We start from the raw sequence: 16,829 nt of genomic DNA on the forward strand, positions 1-16,829 counted from the left end.
AATGGAGTTCATCGTTAATCACAAACATTTCACACAAGCACTTTCAGAAGTAAGTAAAGCTATATCTACCAAATCTATAATTCCTATATTATCTGGTATAAAAATAATTGCAGATCAATCTGGAATTACTTTAATCGCAAGTAACTCGAATATTTTCATCGAAAAATTTATACCAAGTTCCATAGAAGACGAACAAATTACGACTATCTTAAAAGCAGGAACTATTGTTGTACCTGCAAAATACTTTATTGAAATTATAAAGAAAATGCCAAGTGATATAGTAATAAAAAGTAAGAATGAGCAAACAATTACCATACAATCAGAAGAAATTACTTTAAACTTAAATGGCTTTCCAGCAAATGAATTTCCTAACGTACCACTAATAGACGATCACGCAGAAATAAAAATAGAAACAAATCAATTGATGGATGCGTTTAAACAAACAGTCTTTGCAGTAGCTAAAAATGAATCTCGACCCGTTCTTACTGGCGTACATATAGAGTTAGATCACAACAAATTAATTTGCGCTGCAACTGATTCAAATAGACTTGCTATACGTGAAACTACTATTTCTACAGATATGAAAGCAAATTGTATCGTACCAAGTGCAACTATTAGTGAACTTCTAAAATTAATGGGTAGTAATTCAGAATTCGTATACATCTATCTTTCAGAAAGTCACATTATTTTTACATTCGGTACAACTACATTATATTCAAGATTAATTGAAGGGAAATATCCTAATATATCTAGCTTAATTCCAAATGACTTTCAAACAGTCATTAACATAGATAGACAAAGGATTTTACAAGGGATAGATCGATCAAGCTTATTAGCAAGCGAATGGGCAAATAACAATGTCAACTTAGAAATCATAAACGAATCCACAATTAAAATTTATTCTAACGCTTCTCAAATTGGAAAAATATCCGAGAAGCAACAAATTGATGCGATTCAAGGTGAAAAACAATTAAATATATCTTTCGATGGACGATTTATGATAGACGCTTTAAGGGCAATAAAAGAAGAAACGGTTACTTTAAGTTTCAGCGGTTCTATGAGACCGATATTAATTGAAGCAGGGACGCAATCTGCAGCATTACATCTTATATCTCCAGTAAGAGCTTATTAATAACAAAGGAAGGAATTACATTATGTACAAGCACACTTTATGTTTTATAAAGCGAAATGAAGAGATACTTATGTTAAATAGAGAATATGACCCTGTAAAAGGATTATGGAATGGGGTAGGAGGAAAGATAGAAAAGGGAGAAACACCTTTAGAAAATGCAATTCGTGAAATAAAAGAAGAAACTAATATAAAAGTTTCGCATGATCAAATTCAATTTAAAGGCATTATTAAGTGGGATGATTCTTCATATTCTGGCGGTATGTATGTTTATCTAATAGAGCTATTTAATGAATTTACATATCACACTCCCAAAAAAGTCACAGAAGGAATTCTAGATTGGAAAGAGATTTCTTGGATTCTAAGTGACTATAATTACGGCGTAGGAGAGATGATACCTAATTTTTTATCTGAAATACTTCACAATGAATTAATATTAGAGCACAACTTTGTCTTATCTAATCATAAATTAATAGATTATAGGAATAAAGAATTAGCTATGCAGGACAGTTCTATAGATAATATAATTCGATTGTAAAGAGCAGGAATGCACCTCTGTACGAACAAGTAAAGTTTCAGATAGTAAGAAGGCAAACATAGTGAAATAAACATAAATACAGAAAAAGAGCGAATCACTTATAAGAAGGTTCGCTCTTTTTTATTTATAATTAAATTTCTTTCCACCAAGCTGATGATGGATAGTCTGTAGATTTTAACGTAATCGATTCACCAATTTGCGGCGTTGCGATTTTAACTCCTAAACGCTTAGCTTCTTTCGTAACTCGTTCAATTGGATCACTCCAGTCATGTAATGCTAATGTAAAAGCACCCCAATGAATTGGAAGACTCCTTTCACGTCAATATGAGCTTGTACCGTCTCTTCTGGTAACATATGAATAGCAGACCACCTCGAATCATATTGTCCGCATTCCATTAACGTAAGATCGAATGGACCGTATTTATCACCAATCTCCTTAAAGTGAGGAGCATAACCGCTATCACCACTAAAGAAAACTTTAGTCTCTTGACCAAGAATAAGCCATGAACACCATAACGAACAATCTCTATCTGTCATACTTCGTCCAGAGAAATGCCTTGCAGGAGCACATACTAACTTAATATTATCAAATATAATTTCATCCCACCAATTATGCTCACTAATTTTACTAGGTGAAACACCCCATTTAATAAGATATTGTGCAACGCCAGTCGGAACATAGAAGTGCTTTGCACGATTTTTTAACAGCATAATACTCTTGTAATTCAAATGGTCGTAGTGATTATGAGAAATGATAATCGCATCTATTTCTTGAAAATCTTCACGTTCTAAAGAAAAAGCACCACTATAACGTTTACTATTAAACACAGGAAATGGGGAAGAGGCATCTCCAAACATAGGGTCTAATAACAATTTTTTACCTGCTATTTTTAAAAGAGAAGCAGAGTGCCCAAACCATGTCACACTCTCTAAAGTCTCATTATTTTTATCTGATAAAACAATAGGTAAATTCTTTAATGGACGCAGCTTTGATTTCATTTTAAAGTAATCAGTCATTAAACCTATAATATCTTTCGGTTTAAAACTTACATCAGTATGAATTTGATTTATATATTTCTTTTTCATTTGTTCTCCTTTTTACGTTTAACAATATACGTATGTTGTTATTGTAGCTAATTGTAGTTTAAACGAAATCATTTTACCTTTCACCTTAAATGCAGTACATTTCATAAATTCGTCAAATTATTTTTTATATATAAAATATAAACCATACAGCAGCAGATAAAACCAATATAAAGTAAATGTAAATTGTTTTATTTTAGTAAATTCCTTCTTATACGCAACAAAGAACGTACGTTTCGTTGTATGTTATTGAAGTAAATACGACTTAAAAGGAAGGAGAGTTAATAAATGCATGCAGATAGAAGTTACGTCAAGTATGAAACTTATACAGTAAGCTTTGTAGGAGGATCATATAATTTTATGAATTCTTTAAATCAGGTACTACAAAATCACAATTTACCAACCGATTTACTAAATCTAAATAAACATTATCGTGTCATTTTAACCGGGAGAAAATCAATACAACTATTTTCAAATTGGATTTATAATGACAAAGATATTTATTTGCATAGAAAATATGAAGAATTTCAGAAAGAAAGTCTAAGTCTAGATCAATTAAAAGATCGAAAACTAAAAAGAACTCGAGCTGCTGTTAAGCAGAGAAAACAAAATTTCCTTAAGGAATATATGAAAAATAAATGTATCGCTAAAACTTGTTCCAATTTAAAAATAAAGGAACCAGCTTTTAAAAGTTGGTTAAAAAATGATAATCAATTTAAAAAAGACTACGAAAGGATTCATTCATTATAAAAATGCAAGAAACCTTAGTATATCTATGCTAAGGTTTTTAATTTGAGATTCTTAGAAGATAATTATTTTCGCTTATAGAACTTAATAAATACATAGATTTTACAATAAATTTACTAGTAAGGGAGGGAATATGAAATGCTCACTAATAATAGTCCAGAGAATATATTACATACAGCTTATGAAGCAAAAATGATTTCGTCTGGAGATAATTCGCCATCTATAAAAATAAAAAGGACGAAACTTCAATATTTATTTATAATGTTTCATCTTGGTTTTGATTCAAATGTTATAAAAACGATGCTAAGTTGGACGAATGGGGAATTTGAAGAGCACGTTAATTCATTAGAATTAGAGGGGCTGTTGAAAAAAACAGGAGGGAGGTACTATCCAACATGTATGGTTATAACAGCTTGTGAAGGAAAAAACCTTTATAACCTTTGTGAACCTCTAATTAAACCAACACTTAAGATCATTGAAAATTATTCAAGTCAAATTGAAGCTATTTCAAAAAGAATCGATACATTTAATCATGTATCTAAAGAATCGTATAGTCTTTTACTGTATAGTGGTGTGTTATTAGATTTTGGACAAATAAATTACATTGAAGAAAACTATTTAAAAAAGAAACGACCTTTAAGAAATAAGAAACGATATTATTATGCAATTCAAGAACAAGAACTAACAGATAAAGAAGCTTTCGGGATGTATGGTAATACGTATTTAAATTTAGGAGAAGTTCAAATTGGTCTTTATGGAAATTCTCGATATTCAACATTAAATTTAATAACAGCAGATAACGAAACATTTGAAGAATATTTTCAAAACACTAATACTGATATTCATTATAAGAAAAAGCAATTAGTAAAAGGTTTCGTAGCAGCAGATAGACAAATAGATTTACATTTAAACATAGTTTACGAAAAATTAGGCTTATATCAAAATTCACAACCTGTTATCCCTGTATTTAAATCAACAGACTTATCTATACTTAACGAAATTGCAAACACAATCAGTAAAGATTTAGTCTTATTGTTTAAAGAAAACGATAAGCCTTTAAAAGAATACTTTGTGAGCAGCAGATACTCAAAAGAAATAACTTATGAAGAGTTTTTTATCTGGTGGTATCACTTTTTCTATACAAAAGTAACTGAAGAATTAATAAAACAAGGTGTAATTATAACAAGCGCACAAGAAAATCAAACGTACATAATTCATTAATAACTTTAAATTAAAGTATTAATATACTTTTACAAATGTAGCAGCTAAATGGATACATAATTATTAGTAAATAGAGGATAATCTGAAATTAAAATCTAATATAAAGAAAATGAAATATTTAAAGGGGAGAAGAGCCGTGCAAAAGAAATTTATCAATCCAGAAACGATGCCACCAACTTTTGGATACTCACATGTAGTCGAAGTTACAAACGCTAAACGAACAATTTACATATCTGGACAAGTAGCGATTAACACTGATGGTCAAATAGTTGGCGTTGGTGATTTAGCTACACAAACGCGACTAGTTTTCGAAAATATTAAAAGTGCATTAGAAACTTCGGAGTTGAAATTTAATGATATAGTAAAATTAACATTTTTCTTAACAGATATTTCTCAAATGGCCATTGTCAGAGATATTCGAGATCAATACATTGATACTAACAATCCACCAGCAAGTTCAGCTGTAGAAGTTAGAAAGTTAATTAACGATAACTTATTAATTGAAATCGAAGCAATTGCTGTAGCAAACTAAATTTAAAAGTTTATTCGAAATTAATATCAATACAATTCGTTTAATGTGTTCATTTCAAACGAATTGTATTTTTTATTGTCTTAAATATAATTATCAATACAATCCGTCACACAGTATTAATTCAAAGAGAAAGGGGAAGCATAACAACCTATACTAATATTTAATAAGTTTATTATTTTTAATTAGTTAACATAATATATATTATAGGTAGTTATAGAAACAAAGCAATCTCAGGTATCAAAAACCAAGTAAACTATACTTAATGAGACGAAACAGAGATTTTTAGTGAGATTTACACAAAATCTTATCTAAATGAATTTCTACAGTTTTTATCGTTTATTTTGTTATAAATCCATTACAGCAAATCTTAATCGTTTATTGATTGAGATTTAACGAATCAAAAACATTTTTTTGATCAACAAGAAATTTTTATGAGGAAAAAATATTTTTTATACAAAACATAAAGTAATAATTTTATTTTATGTTTTACTGTATGAATTTATTGCTATTTACACACGTTTTACAACTTTACATTATTTGTTGTCATTTCTGTTATTTACGCTTGACTTTCATTGCACTCATCGTTCTTCATTCTAGTTAACATAACGTTTATTTTTAACATAAAAAAATCTCCCTCACCTTCAGGAAGATTTTTTAGCTTGCTAGTAGTTTATTTATATATTTTTAATAACAATCCCAATTGTAAATAACATTGGAAAAATCTAGATTTAATAAATCGTCTTTCTTTATAAAGAAATTAGCAACACCAGAATCTCCCCACATAATATTTAATGAATCGTCTGTATCGATTTGCAGTAATAATATGTTATGTTGCTGGTATTTTTCTTCCCATTCCCTTGGATCTGTCTGTGTGAAAAATGGATAACCACCAATTTTATGTCCTTGATCTTTACATAAATCATCATACAGTTCGCCTAATGCTGTATTATTTTCTTCATCAACAATTTCTTCCCAATCAATCTCCTCACTAAAAATCTTTTCAAATCGATAATCCCTTGATGTTACTGGTTGATAATCCAATTCAAACTTTAATTTTGCTGCTTCGGGTATGATAAAGTCCTCTAATTCTAAAGTGTTTAAATAACTAAAATCAGTAATTACCTTATTTAAATCTTCTATAATTGTAGAATGATAAATAATTCGAAAGTCTTTTTGGATTGTTGGATGATCAAAATCTGCTCCGAAAAGCTCATTGTCAGCACTTACGAAAAACTGTAACATTCCCTTTTGAGGCATATATTCAACATGCGGCATTTCTTCAAAGTTTAGCTGTGCAAGTAACATCATAGGTTGTCTATTTGAATCTTTAGGATGCTCTTGATCTATAGGTAAATACGGATAACCACCAAACTTACTCTCAAAAAGCGTTGTCTCTGCTTTCGCTCCAGACACGTTAATATACGGTTTCACACTTTCTTCTAAAATACTACGATACTGCTCTAGTTCTTTCGGAATTTGGAGTTGATATGTATTCTTCATTACATTTGCCTCCCTTTAATAATGAATTAAAAATGCCTTACTTAATTATATAGCAAGAGATAGCTTCATTGAAAATTGTTAAAAGTCCGTTTTTACCCTCGTTTTTTGCGCACTTGGTGGACAAAGTAGATTATGTTCTAATACCTTTTTATTAATAGTTCGAATTAAATCCGCTGCTTCTGCAGTATTTGTATTTTCTTTTAGCTTTTCTTTTAAATCATCAATTTCCGTTGAAAGCTCAATCCACCTAGGTAACACATGATTATTCTTTAACGTTCTATACAATTGCTTTTCAGGATTGTACGAAAGATCTTTATCAAGATTAAGAGGTTTCCCTTTACCAGGCAAATTATCAAATGACCCTTTCTTTTCTGCCTCTTTAACAATAGAACTAATATGATCCTCATACGTATAGGACCAAACTTTCTCATCTTTTACTAAAATCTCTTGCTTTTTTAGTTTTTTATCTAGTTCTTCTTGATTCATAGAATTTCTCTCCTTTTTATTTTATAGTGTTGTTTTTGTAAGTTTTAATGCTTTCAACCCATCAAATAACTTTTCTCGCCACCAAACACCGTCATGACCGCCTTGGAACTCTTCATAAGTAATTTGGTATTCCTTTTCTTTTAAAGCCTTATACAGGCGTCTATTAGCCGTTAAAAGAGGTTTGTTTTCAAGTTCTCCTGCTGCTATATAAAAATGATGTTGAGTCGCATTTGAATCTATAGATGAAATTTGATTTTCAATCCAAGGAATTTCATTTTCATATCCATCCTTTTTCCAATGAACGGATCCAGACATTGACAACACATTCCCGAAAATATGTGGATTTTGAACTGCTGCATAACAAGCCGCTAAGCCACCAAGACTGAATCCAGCAATAGTTGTATGTTTCGCTTCTTGATGCACACGATACTTCGCCTGAATCCATGGAAGTAATTCCTCCTTTAAAAATGAATTCATTTTATCGTTATAAGTTAGCTCTTCTAGCCGATCAACTGGTTCTATAGCAACAGCAATACAAGATGGGATTTCTTTTTTGTACATTAAATAATTAAGTGTTTTTGCGATTGAAAGGTTATTAATGAATGAATTCCCATCAAATACAATGAGAAGCTCTTGAAGGTGTGAAGTGTGAGAATAATCATGAGGCGTATAAATGTGAATTTTACGTGTGTTATTTAAAATCGAACTATGAAAAGAATATGTTTTAATTCTCCCAGATGGATAATGATTTGAAGGAAAACGACTGCTATACTGCACGTCCATACCTATTTTTAACACAGACGCTTTATTGGCACCTTCTCCAAATGTATTTTCATTAAATTGGTCTAGTCGATACTGTTCACTACGCTTTATCCAATCATTTTCGAAAAAATCATTTACTGTAAAATAATAAGTTGAAATAAAACTCTTATTCGTCCTAAACGTAACATACCAAATATCTGTCTGTAACAATCGTTGTAATTGATTTACAGACAGATCCCAGAATACATAAACGTTTTCAGTATTTTGATCTCCTAACCATATATACGTTATAAGCTTATACTGATCATCTATAGGACATTGTTCTATTAGTGGCGTAGCATTTAACTTTATCTCATACAAAAAAGTATACAAAGCTTTCTCGTTTCTATTCTTTAATTGATTAGTAAGCTCCTCTAACTTAGGACTAATTATTGAAGTCACCCATCTTCCTCCCTTGTATTTCTTTCTTTTTACTAAACTGCTTTTATAAAATTAGGATTCGGATGTTATGTATTTAGATAAGTTATTTATTAGAAAGTTTATCAATTGCTTGAATAGAAAGTTCCAACGCTTTTATTCTTCTTGTTAAAAGTGTTCTTTGCGGACTACCAGCTTTAGACTTATCATAGGCTCTCTCAATTGATGGAAGCAAACCAGCAAGGATGTAACGAGCTTCTGCTAGCTCTTCTTGGCTATACTGATGACTTTCTTGATTCCAAACGTTTTCTAGCACTGCTAACCCTACACAAACAGCTTTAAGTCGTTTTTTCACTAATGTAGTATTTGCACCTTTTTGAGTCATCTGTAATCGTGCATTTTCAAGTTTACGGATTGTTGACTGTAAAGACTTTATTGATTCTACTTTATCTACATTTGATACGTTTTCCATATTAAGCCTGTCCCTTCTTCGTTTCTAAATTAGTTTTCTTGATATTTGATAATACCATTAAGAAGCGAATTTTACTCAAAATTTTTGAGTTGGACATGAATTGAAAGGAAAACAGCTAACAAACTTCTATCTCCTCCCTCACACATATTCTATATGTACTTCTTTTTTCTCGTTAAAATACCTACATGGACAAGTTGTTAATATTGTATATTTTATGAACAAAAAACGTACAAGCAGCATAGCTTGTACGTTTTTATTTTTATTCAGTAAGATAATATAGTAATGTTTTCGGGTTTTCTCATAATTCATGAAATCTCTATACAAAACGGAATACTTCACAATTTCTGTTTCTATAGAACGATATTGCGGAAACCATTCAAAAAACGATTTCCTTAACCATTTTATTTGCTGAAACGTAATGTTTTGTTCGTTTCCATTTAGTACAGAGCTTAAAGTGCCTGCTGTATGCATCCGATAATGATTAAAATCAGCGTTTATACAGTCATCTTCGGTAAATTTAGTTTTTAAATCTCGCTGCAATTTTCCACCCCTTTATTTCCCTATCCAATTTAATAAGTTTTCATAATGATATTGAGCATCTGTATAGCCAAGATTATATAAATTAACGAGCTTTTCTTTATTTCTCTCTATACCGCTTATAGGAAGTTGTACACTTGGTTGAATGACATAAAAGTTATCTTTTTGTTCTAAATGATTCATATAAGATATCGTCTCATTATAAAAACGATAATGTTCTACTAAAGATTCTGCGATATTCGGATATTTTCTATATAGAATTTTAGCCAGTCCAGAAAATTTATTCCGCTGCTTTTCGTATCCTTCTGGCTTTGTCATAATTACAACGTTCTTTTGGTAACCATCAGCTTGAGCTTTTAAAACCGGTATAGGATCTATAATTCCTCCATCTAGCAATTTTCGATTATCGTATTCTACAGCAGGTGCTATAAACGGTACAGAACTTGAGGCACGAATGATTTTTAAAATATCATTTCTGTGTTCTGTTTTATTATAATAAATAGCCTGTCCTGATTCGCAATCAGTCGTCCCTATGACAAACTGTTCATTTGAGTTTAAGAAAGTTTGAAAATCAAATGGTACAATTTTATTAGGTACTTCATCAAATAAAAAATCCATTCCGAATAATTCACGTTTTCGAATCAAATTTCGATAAGATATATAACGGTGATCTGCTACTAGCTCTGTATTTACTTTTTTATTTCTCCCTTTTTGACGTGATAAATAAGTTGCTCCCATACAAGCTCCCGCCGATACGCCGACTACATAAGGAAAGAATAAGTTCTTTTCCATAAAATATTCGAGTACGCCTGCAGTATACAAACCTTTCATTCCTCCACCTTCTAATACTAAACCGATATTCTTCATGCTATATCCCTCTGCTTCTTTTTTCTTAATTACATATTAGCACAAGATTTTAAGACTAGATAATATAAATGAATTGCAGAAATAACCAGAAACTACTAAAGTAATGTCATAATATCTTTGTGAGTAACATGTTACAATATAAGTAATTCGTTCCACATATATTAAAGGAGGAATTTAATATGGGTTTATTTAGCGGTATTTTAGGAAATGCATCAAATACGAGTTCTGAAAGTGTAGAACGTGATTTAGAGAAGATTATGCTAGACGATGAAAAAGTAGAGCATGCTTATAAATTAATTCGTGATCTAATCGTATTTACCAATCGTCGTCTTATTTTAGTAGATAAACAAGGAGTAACTGGAAAAAAAACAGAATACCATTCTATTCCTTATAAAAGTATTACACAATATAGCATCGAAACGGCAGGGCATTTTGATTTAGATGCAGAACTTAAAATTTGGGTGTCTAGTATGGAGGATCCAATTACGAAAGAATTTAAAGGTGACGATAGTATTTTAAGCATTCAAAAAGCGTTAGTGACATATACGACAAAGTAGTGGGTTATTGTATTTTTATTCATTTTAGAAATTACTAACCCGAGTATTTTGGAAGAAAATACATTATTTTTGTATATTTAATCTAAAATAACATAAAAAGGTAAAGCGTATTTCAAATGCTTTACCTTTCTTTTTTGTAAAAAACAAGTGTAGTTTTATCATTTAATTTCTTTATTACTTCTGTTCTTTTATACCCCATTTTTTCGTATAGAAAACAATTTTTTTCTTCTTCTAAAATCGTAGCAAGTTCAAAAGTCCGTGCTTCTGGATACTTCTCTTCAATTAAAATAAGTACCTTCTGAGCGATTCCTTTCCCTTGATAGATTGGATGAATGAACATTGGACTAATCCAAAATTTATTAGGTATTTCTTTTTTGGATATGCATATCGCTCCAACAAGGTTCGAATCAAATATAATCTTATAAAAGGTATTACTAGGATTCTTTATCCTTAAAATGGTTTTTTCAATAGATTCATTTGCTGGGTTTGTTTCATAGTCTTTATATTTATTTAATAAAGGGCTAAATGAGTCTATTTGTATTTGAAATACAGCTGCTGCATCATTTGTTGTCGCCTTCTCTAAAGTGATCTCCATGTTACCAATTTAGTCGATTTCTTAATGAAGTTATATGAGCTGTATGATGACGTCCGTGCCATGCATATAGTCCTATTGCAGGAGCAAGTTTTGTTTCGCCAGTATCTGGATGGTTAAATGTCTTTTCTAGATCTTCAAGTTCTAGAGAATATAAAAGGTTAGCCCATCTTTTATGTAATGAATCTAACATTACTAGTGAAACATCTACTGGTAATTTAGAATCAGGTAGTTCTGCCCACTTCTCTTCTTTATATGGTTTAATCGTTGGATTCTTTTCTGTTAGTGCTAATTTAAAGCGTATGTAGCTGTTCATATGGCTATCAACAACGTGATGGACTACTTGACGAACTGTCCATCCACCAACTCGATATGGTGTGTCTAACTGCTTCTGATCTAAATCTTTAATTGCCTTTGTTAGTTCATTAGGTAAATCTTCAATTTCTTGAATCCATGTATCAATCATATCTTCAGTTATAGGACGTTTGTATGTAAATTGGCCAATTGGATAACGTAAATCATTCATGTATAAGTCCCCCTTATTATAAGCGCGAAGTATTTCTCCATATATAATGTACAAACTTCACATGTTCCCCGTTTAATTCTACAGAATTTGTATCTGCTTCGTTTTGATAAGAAAATCCGCTTTTTTCTAGTACAATTTGTGATGCGAGATTATTAGTAGTTGTTTTAGCAAGAACCTCATTAATTTCATTATTTTTCGCCACATCTAAAACTAATTTTACAGCTGCTGTTGCAACTCCTTTTTTAGTAAACTTTTCTCCGACTCGATAACCTAACGAACTGCTTCGATTTTCCGTATCTATATCTACTAAATTTATTCGTCCTACAATTTCATTTTCTTCATTACGAATTAAATAAAAATAAGAATCTCCATCCGCTTGTTCTATTAATAAATCGTCTAGTAGCTTTTGGAAATATTCAAAATTGAAATATTGCGATCCACGATTTGGTACCATTGTTTCAAAAAAAGATTTATTCGTAAGTTCAAACGTAAATAAATCTTTAGCATCGTGTTTCTTTAATTGTTCTATGTATATTTTCATCTCGCTTACTCCTTCTATATCTACTAACTGTTATATATTCTTTTTTAATCAACTATTTTCCTGCTATTTCATTCGCTTCAGTAACACAGCGAGTAGCACTTTCGGATGAAATAGGTGTAATGGACTGCGAATTAAATTCATCACTCTTACTAATCGAATATAAACGTCAGAATCAGTTGCAGATAGTTGATATATTTGTTTCGTATACCATAGCTGAAATTTTTGCTTTATCGATAATTCTCTTTTTAGCTGAGGATGACGTGATATTTCCGTTGTAGTCATTTCCCAAGGAGTTTGTATGATATGAGCAGTCCTTTTATAAAACTGCTGAGTAAATGCTTTATCAAGTTTTTGTCTCCGTTGTAAAAGCAAATGTAATTGGTGAGCTTCCATAGCAGCAACTGAAACACCTTGCCCGAATACAGGATCAAAACGACAATGTGCATCCCCAACTACTAACAGTCTTTCGGGTAGATCATTCACTAAATCAAATCGCCGACGTACTTGATAAGGAATTTTGTACGTTTTGATATCTGAAATGGCTTCTGCTTTATTTAGAAAATCTGTAACATTAGAGATTGATAGGTTTTCAGCAAAATTATAAAAATCTTCATCAGTTTGTGGTGCTTTCTCATTTGCATACCCGCTGAAAGTAACAAAATAACGATGATCCTCGATTGTTTGAATAAGAACACCATACGGATTTCCAGGAAAACTTGGAGACATTAGCATATTACAACAGTCAAATTTCTCATTTTCTTTGAGTTTAAACATTCTAGTTGCGTAAAATAAATCAATACGCACTTTCTCTTCTTGCACTTCGATATTGTGTTCGCGTAACCACGCTATACTTTTTGAACCAAATCCACTCGCATCAACGACAAAATCTGCTTGGATTTCTTCTTGCGAGCTAGTTTCTAAACATTTAACTTTTACTCCACATACTTTGTTGAGTTTTCTATCTACTAATAACCCTTCAACCAATGTTCTATATTTAGTGGTAACATTTGAAATATCATCAATTCTTTTTTGGATATGCCATTCAAGCAAAAACCTACTTTGTTGAATCATATGTACTTTTCCTATGAATTGCTGTTTCCATAAACCAAATTGATGCCATTTTATATCACGAGTAAAGTTATTTACGATACTACCTGCTTCAATTAGTTCATTAGTGATAGCAGGAAACAATTCCTCAATTGCTTTTTCTCCACCTTTTAATAACACATGAGGATGACTACTTTGCGGAACTCTTTTTCTCGAAGCCTTTCCATCCCATCTTTCACCAGCTTCTATAATGATTACTTCTTTAAAAGTAGTTGATAATGCTTTTGCTGCGAGCTTTCCTGCTATACTTCCGCCAATAACGATAGCCTTATTAAACATAGTTTCCTCCTTAATGAAAAAAGATCCTGCTTTGTATGAATGAAACAGGATCTAAACGAAGAATTACGAAATTAAAACACATGAGTAAATTGCAATGTTAAAATTAAAATACCTACCCCCCATACGTAATACGCGAAAACTTTTAGGGAGTGACGTTTTAAATATTGAATCATCCACGAAACAGCTATGTAACCAAAAAACGCTGCTGATAACGTGCCGACAATTAAAGATGTACTGGAAATAGATTCTGCTTTCCCTTGATAAACATCTGCTAATTGCAAAATGATAGCTCCGACAATGGCTGGAGTTGATAATAAAAAAGAAAAGTAAGCAGCCGTTTCACGGTCTAGCTTCCTCCATAATGCAGCGACGATTGTCATACCGGAACGGGAAATTGCCGGAAAAATAGCAGCCGCTTGAAATGAACCGATGATAAACGCATCTTTATATGTAATGTCATCCATTTTTTTACGACCATTTTTTTGTTTATCGGCCATGTAGAGAAAGAAACCTGTCACTAAAAACTCCCATCCAATCGTAATACCTGTTTTTGAAATATCCTCAAAGAAGTCTTTAAATAACAATCCGATTACAACTGCGGGTATCGTCCCAACAATAAGTAGTAGCATTAGTTTCGAAAATGGATTTTTAATTAAGTATATAAATTCTTTTTTGTAATAAATAAACACTGCAAGTAAAGTCCCGATATGCAGCATCGTATCTAAAAACAATCCAGCTTCATCTAATTGAAACAAATGTCTTCCTAAATAAAGATGTCCTGTACTACTAATCGGTAAAAACTCTGTTAAACCTTGTATGATCCCTAATATAAAAGCTTCTAACCAATTCATGATGGTCCCCTTTCTCGTTTGCTTGTACCAATATATGAAGGTTCAATTTTCGATATGAAAAAAACTATTTTTCTCTATGAATTTACTTCTATTTCATGGATATATATGTAAAAAGGAGTAAGGAGGGTTACTATGTGGCAACATACGAAATTGGGTAATGTATTACTGTGGGCAGGGCCTATCCTTGTGTTTATAGGGTTATGTATGACAAATGTTATTTCAGATATTCCTTTTTTTGAAGGAAAACATAAAACGCTTGGAATTATAATTTTATTTATAGGGCTTTTCTGTTTAATTGCTGCTAATCATTTTAAAAAAGGAGAAAGAAACGAGGAATGAAACACAAAAAAACAATCCCAGTATATGTGCTAGGATTGTTTTTTTGTTACTTATTTATAGAACACTTTATCAACGTTATATTTTGCTTTATATTCATTAATAATGTATGTTTCGTAAATTTCTCTTTCTGTTGGATCTTCTACGATACATGCATCAATGCGGTATACTTCATCACGGTGATTTTTAATTGGTGAAACATTGTCTTCAAAATGCTTTTTAATACGTTGTCTAATTTTACGAGCTTTACCAACGAAAAGAAGTTCGTCATTAATATTGTAAAACATAAAAATGCCGCCTTTATCTCTAGGGAACAAGTGGAAATCGATAAAACCGTTAATTGGAGTAATTATTGGCTCGTCTCCTTTAATAACTTGTTTACGTTCAGTAATTGAAACATCAGCTTCAGGAATATTAATTTTAATCAAGTTCATTCACGTCCTCTTTTATTATAAAGATAAATAATAGCATACAAATGTAAGAAAAGCTACGTTCAGAGGCATATTTCATTTTATAATTCAAATATTATAGGTGTATCATGTAAACTCTTCTTCCAAATCATATGATCACTTGATTCTCCCCAATACTCCTTCAGTACATAACTAGGTTCTCCAAACTTCTTCGTCCATATACTTTGCGCTTTTTTATATCCACTATCTAAACAGTATTCTGTTATTCCTCTGCTAAGTAATGTAATATACATTGCGTTTAGTAATACATTTCCTATACCCTTTCGTTGATATTCAGGTAGTACAAATACGGTTCCTATTTCATATAAATCTTTAAGAACACCACCTGTGCAACTATGAATCAATGTACTTGCTGGACCGATTTCAATTGTTCCAATGATTTTATCGTTACTTGTATCAATCGCTAATAAAAAGTAACGACTTTCTCCATTACTCTCCAAATCGTTTTTCAAATATTGATTTTTCGTATGTATTTCATTTTCTATGTCATCCAATAATTGTGATAACCCTTCATTTTTAAATGTATGAGTAATAACAAGACGAAAAAATAAATTTAGTTCATCTAAATCATCTGAATTTGGCCTTCTAATTTTAACGTTATACACGACTTAAATCTCCAATCTTTGAAAATATATGAGAAATTGTTATGACCATGCTTTATATACTCTATTCAATATTATTCTACACAGGCCTGCATAGATCCAACAATATAGAAAGCTCAGTATAAATATCGATAAAATAACTTTTATATCCAAAGTTGTATGAATAGTAGGACCTAATATAGGGAATCGAAAGACATCAAGTACAATCATAATACCTAGAAGTAGACATATTGCTGAAAAGGAAACAATCAAAATCCTCCTCTTGAATTGTATAAAAGAAACCCCTAGCGCTATACCTAATAAACCTGTAGTAAAAGGAAAGACAATTAATTCACTTGGCTCAATAATAAATAATAGGAGGATAGTAAGAATATAAGAAAGTAGTCCCGCACGAATAGAATAACAAATAGCTAGAAAAATCGGTAACGTCGCAAAAGGACTAATAAATAACCCGATACCAGGGATTAAGTTCCCCGCAGATTGAAAAATAGCAGCAAGTGAACCGAGTAATGCTGTAATGACTAACCTCTTTGCCGGAGTCATCTTACTTTTGTGAACAAAATCCGTATCATGCGTAATCATCGGTTGATACCAATAGTTTCTAAAGTGATTCATCAAAATCCCCCTAAAGATATATAATTTATCACTTTCTATTTTTATTCATACGCTTTTTGTTT

At 31.3% G+C, this 16,829-nt stretch carries 18 protein-coding genes and 4 pseudogenes; 7 read left to right on the forward strand and 15 right to left on the reverse strand.

Features of this window, described 5'->3' with window-relative positions:
- Position 1: 1 nt before the first annotated feature.
- Positions 2-1,132 carry a DNA polymerase III subunit beta gene (dnaN, locus tag KZZ19_RS12990; protein ID WP_237980429.1) on the forward strand — a complete coding sequence of 377 codons (1,131 nt, stop codon included), beginning with the start codon at positions 2-4 and terminating at the stop codon, positions 1,130-1,132.
- Between the two features lie 22 nt (positions 1,133-1,154).
- A complete protein-coding gene (locus KZZ19_RS12995; protein WP_237980427.1) occupies positions 1,155-1,667 on the forward strand; it encodes an NUDIX hydrolase in 513 nt (170 codons plus the stop codon).
- A 130-nt stretch (positions 1,668-1,797) separates the two neighbouring features.
- Here KZZ19_RS12995 and KZZ19_RS13000 read toward each other — a convergent pair.
- A pseudogene (locus KZZ19_RS13000) lies at positions 1,798-2,753 on the reverse strand (MBL fold metallo-hydrolase).
- A gap of 303 nt (positions 2,754-3,056) precedes the next feature.
- Between KZZ19_RS13000 and KZZ19_RS13005 the strand changes: the two are divergent.
- The 3 genes and pseudogenes from KZZ19_RS13005 to KZZ19_RS13015 all read left to right on the forward strand — a co-directional run.
- Positions 3,057-3,500: pseudogene (locus KZZ19_RS13005) on the forward strand (endonuclease); the annotation flags it as partial.
- 135 nt (positions 3,501-3,635) lie between these two features.
- Positions 3,636-4,718: a hypothetical protein gene (locus tag KZZ19_RS13010; protein ID WP_237980423.1), complete on the forward strand. Its 1,083-nt coding sequence runs from the start codon at positions 3,636-3,638 to the stop codon at positions 4,716-4,718.
- Positions 4,719-4,854: 136 nt separating this feature from the next.
- The gene (locus KZZ19_RS13015) at positions 4,855-5,250 is read left to right on the forward strand and encodes a RidA family protein (RefSeq protein ID WP_237980421.1); all 396 of its coding nucleotides are present in this window, start codon (positions 4,855-4,857) and stop codon (positions 5,248-5,250) included.
- Positions 5,251-5,934: 684 nt separating this feature from the next.
- On the opposite strand, the gene KZZ19_RS13020 is transcribed toward KZZ19_RS13015, so the two are convergent.
- The 6 genes and pseudogenes from KZZ19_RS13020 to KZZ19_RS13045 form a co-directional block, all read right to left on the reverse strand.
- The gene (locus tag KZZ19_RS13020) at positions 5,935-6,750 is read right to left on the reverse strand and encodes a YwqG family protein (RefSeq protein ID WP_237980420.1); all 816 of its coding nucleotides are present in this window, start codon (positions 6,748-6,750) and stop codon (positions 5,935-5,937) included.
- A 78-nt stretch (positions 6,751-6,828) separates the two neighbouring features.
- Entirely contained in the window at positions 6,829-7,236 is a 408-nt protein-coding gene (locus tag KZZ19_RS13025; protein ID WP_237980418.1) for a DUF1992 domain-containing protein, read from the reverse strand.
- A gap of 21 nt (positions 7,237-7,257) precedes the next feature.
- Positions 7,258-8,439 carry an alpha/beta hydrolase-fold protein gene (locus KZZ19_RS13030; protein WP_237980416.1) on the reverse strand — a complete coding sequence of 394 codons (1,182 nt, stop codon included), beginning with the start codon at positions 8,437-8,439 and terminating at the stop codon, positions 7,258-7,260.
- Positions 8,440-8,521: 82 nt separating this feature from the next.
- A complete protein-coding gene (locus KZZ19_RS13035; RefSeq protein ID WP_237980415.1) occupies positions 8,522-8,887 on the reverse strand; it encodes a hypothetical protein in 366 nt (121 codons plus the stop codon).
- A 259-nt stretch (positions 8,888-9,146) separates the two neighbouring features.
- A pseudogene (locus tag KZZ19_RS13040) lies at positions 9,147-9,430 on the reverse strand (YxiJ-like family protein); the annotation flags it as partial.
- 9 nt (positions 9,431-9,439) lie between these two features.
- Positions 9,440-10,291, reverse strand: a complete 852-nt coding sequence (locus KZZ19_RS13045; protein WP_237980414.1) for a patatin-like phospholipase family protein — start codon at positions 10,289-10,291, stop codon at positions 9,440-9,442.
- A 179-nt stretch (positions 10,292-10,470) separates the two neighbouring features.
- Here KZZ19_RS13045 and KZZ19_RS13050 point away from each other — a divergent pair, with 179 nt between their 5' ends.
- A complete protein-coding gene (locus KZZ19_RS13050) occupies positions 10,471-10,848 on the forward strand; it encodes a PH domain-containing protein (protein WP_000522474.1) in 378 nt (125 codons plus the stop codon).
- 121 nt (positions 10,849-10,969) lie between these two features.
- On the opposite strand, the pseudogene KZZ19_RS13055 reads toward KZZ19_RS13050, so the two are convergent.
- The 5 genes and pseudogenes from KZZ19_RS13055 to KZZ19_RS13075 all read right to left on the reverse strand — a co-directional run.
- Positions 10,970-11,443 (reverse strand): annotated as a pseudogene (locus KZZ19_RS13055) (GNAT family N-acetyltransferase); the annotation flags it as partial.
- Position 11,444: 1 nt separating this feature from the next.
- A complete protein-coding gene (locus tag KZZ19_RS13060; protein ID WP_237980413.1) occupies positions 11,445-11,966 on the reverse strand; it encodes a YfiT family bacillithiol transferase in 522 nt (173 codons plus the stop codon).
- Positions 11,967-11,982: 16 nt separating this feature from the next.
- Positions 11,983-12,507 carry a GNAT family N-acetyltransferase gene (locus KZZ19_RS13065; RefSeq protein ID WP_237980412.1) on the reverse strand — a complete coding sequence of 175 codons (525 nt, stop codon included), beginning with the start codon at positions 12,505-12,507 and terminating at the stop codon, positions 11,983-11,985.
- A 63-nt stretch (positions 12,508-12,570) separates the two neighbouring features.
- The gene (locus tag KZZ19_RS13070; RefSeq protein ID WP_237980411.1) at positions 12,571-13,893 is read right to left on the reverse strand and encodes an FAD-dependent oxidoreductase; all 1,323 of its coding nucleotides are present in this window, start codon (positions 13,891-13,893) and stop codon (positions 12,571-12,573) included.
- Positions 13,894-13,964: 71 nt separating this feature from the next.
- A complete protein-coding gene (locus tag KZZ19_RS13075) occupies positions 13,965-14,744 on the reverse strand; it encodes an undecaprenyl-diphosphate phosphatase (RefSeq protein ID WP_098342103.1) in 780 nt (259 codons plus the stop codon).
- Positions 14,745-14,876: 132 nt separating this feature from the next.
- On the opposite strand from KZZ19_RS13075, the gene KZZ19_RS13080 reads away from it, so the two are divergent.
- A complete protein-coding gene (locus KZZ19_RS13080) occupies positions 14,877-15,083 on the forward strand; it encodes a hypothetical protein (RefSeq protein ID WP_088096547.1) in 207 nt (68 codons plus the stop codon).
- Positions 15,084-15,133: 50 nt separating this feature from the next.
- Here the strand turns inward: KZZ19_RS13080 and KZZ19_RS13085 are convergent, their stop codons facing one another.
- The 3 genes from KZZ19_RS13085 to KZZ19_RS13095 all read right to left on the reverse strand — a co-directional run bounded on the left by KZZ19_RS13085 (position 15,134) and on the right by KZZ19_RS13095 (position 16,767).
- Positions 15,134-15,514: a nucleotide excision repair endonuclease gene (locus KZZ19_RS13085; RefSeq protein WP_001048941.1), complete on the reverse strand. Its 381-nt coding sequence runs from the start codon at positions 15,512-15,514 to the stop codon at positions 15,134-15,136.
- A 77-nt stretch (positions 15,515-15,591) separates the two neighbouring features.
- Positions 15,592-16,155: a GNAT family N-acetyltransferase gene (locus KZZ19_RS13090; RefSeq protein ID WP_237980410.1), complete on the reverse strand. Its 564-nt coding sequence runs from the start codon at positions 16,153-16,155 to the stop codon at positions 15,592-15,594.
- 39 nt (positions 16,156-16,194) lie between these two features.
- Positions 16,195-16,767, reverse strand: a complete 573-nt coding sequence (locus KZZ19_RS13095) for a hypothetical protein (protein WP_237980409.1) — start codon at positions 16,765-16,767, stop codon at positions 16,195-16,197.
- Positions 16,768-16,829 lie beyond the last annotated feature (62 nt).

It is taken from the genome of Bacillus thuringiensis, assembly GCF_022095615.2.
GTDB lineage: Bacteria > Bacillota > Bacilli > Bacillales > Bacillaceae_G > Bacillus_A > Bacillus_A cereus_AG.

Excerpts from the sequence above, each read along its gene's own strand:
- KZZ19_RS13035 (WP_237980415.1), bottom strand. The coding sequence starts at position 8,887 with ATGGAAAACGTATCAAATGTAGATAAAGTAGAATCAATAAAGTCTTTA.
- KZZ19_RS13080 (WP_088096547.1), top strand. The coding sequence starts at position 14,877 with ATGTGGCAACATACGAAATTGGGTAATGTATTACTGTGGGCAGGGCCT.
- KZZ19_RS13070 (WP_237980411.1), bottom strand. The coding sequence starts at position 13,893 with ATGTTTAATAAGGCTATCGTTATTGGCGGAAGTATAGCAGGAAAGCTC.
- KZZ19_RS13095 (WP_237980409.1), bottom strand. The coding sequence starts at position 16,767 with ATGAATCACTTTAGAAACTATTGGTATCAACCGATGATTACGCATGAT.
- KZZ19_RS13065 (WP_237980412.1), bottom strand. The coding sequence starts at position 12,507 with ATGAAAATATACATAGAACAATTAAAGAAACACGATGCTAAAGATTTA.
- KZZ19_RS13025 (WP_237980418.1), bottom strand. The coding sequence starts at position 7,236 with ATGAATCAAGAAGAACTAGATAAAAAACTAAAAAAGCAAGAGATTTTA.
- KZZ19_RS13085 (WP_001048941.1), bottom strand. The coding sequence starts at position 15,514 with ATGAACTTGATTAAAATTAATATTCCTGAAGCTGATGTTTCAATTACT.
- KZZ19_RS13020 (WP_237980420.1), bottom strand. The coding sequence starts at position 6,750 with ATGAAGAATACATATCAACTCCAAATTCCGAAAGAACTAGAGCAGTAT.
- KZZ19_RS12995 (WP_237980427.1), top strand. The coding sequence starts at position 1,155 with ATGTACAAGCACACTTTATGTTTTATAAAGCGAAATGAAGAGATACTT.
- KZZ19_RS13045 (WP_237980414.1), bottom strand. The coding sequence starts at position 10,291 with ATGAAGAATATCGGTTTAGTATTAGAAGGTGGAGGAATGAAAGGTTTG.
- KZZ19_RS13075 (WP_098342103.1), bottom strand. The coding sequence starts at position 14,744 with ATGAATTGGTTAGAAGCTTTTATATTAGGGATCATACAAGGTTTAACA.
- KZZ19_RS13010 (WP_237980423.1), top strand. The coding sequence starts at position 3,636 with ATGCTCACTAATAATAGTCCAGAGAATATATTACATACAGCTTATGAA.
- KZZ19_RS13060 (WP_237980413.1), bottom strand. The coding sequence starts at position 11,966 with ATGAATGATTTACGTTATCCAATTGGCCAATTTACATACAAACGTCCT.
- dnaN (WP_237980429.1), top strand. The coding sequence starts at position 2 with ATGGAGTTCATCGTTAATCACAAACATTTCACACAAGCACTTTCAGAA.
- KZZ19_RS13050 (WP_000522474.1), top strand. The coding sequence starts at position 10,471 with ATGGGTTTATTTAGCGGTATTTTAGGAAATGCATCAAATACGAGTTCT.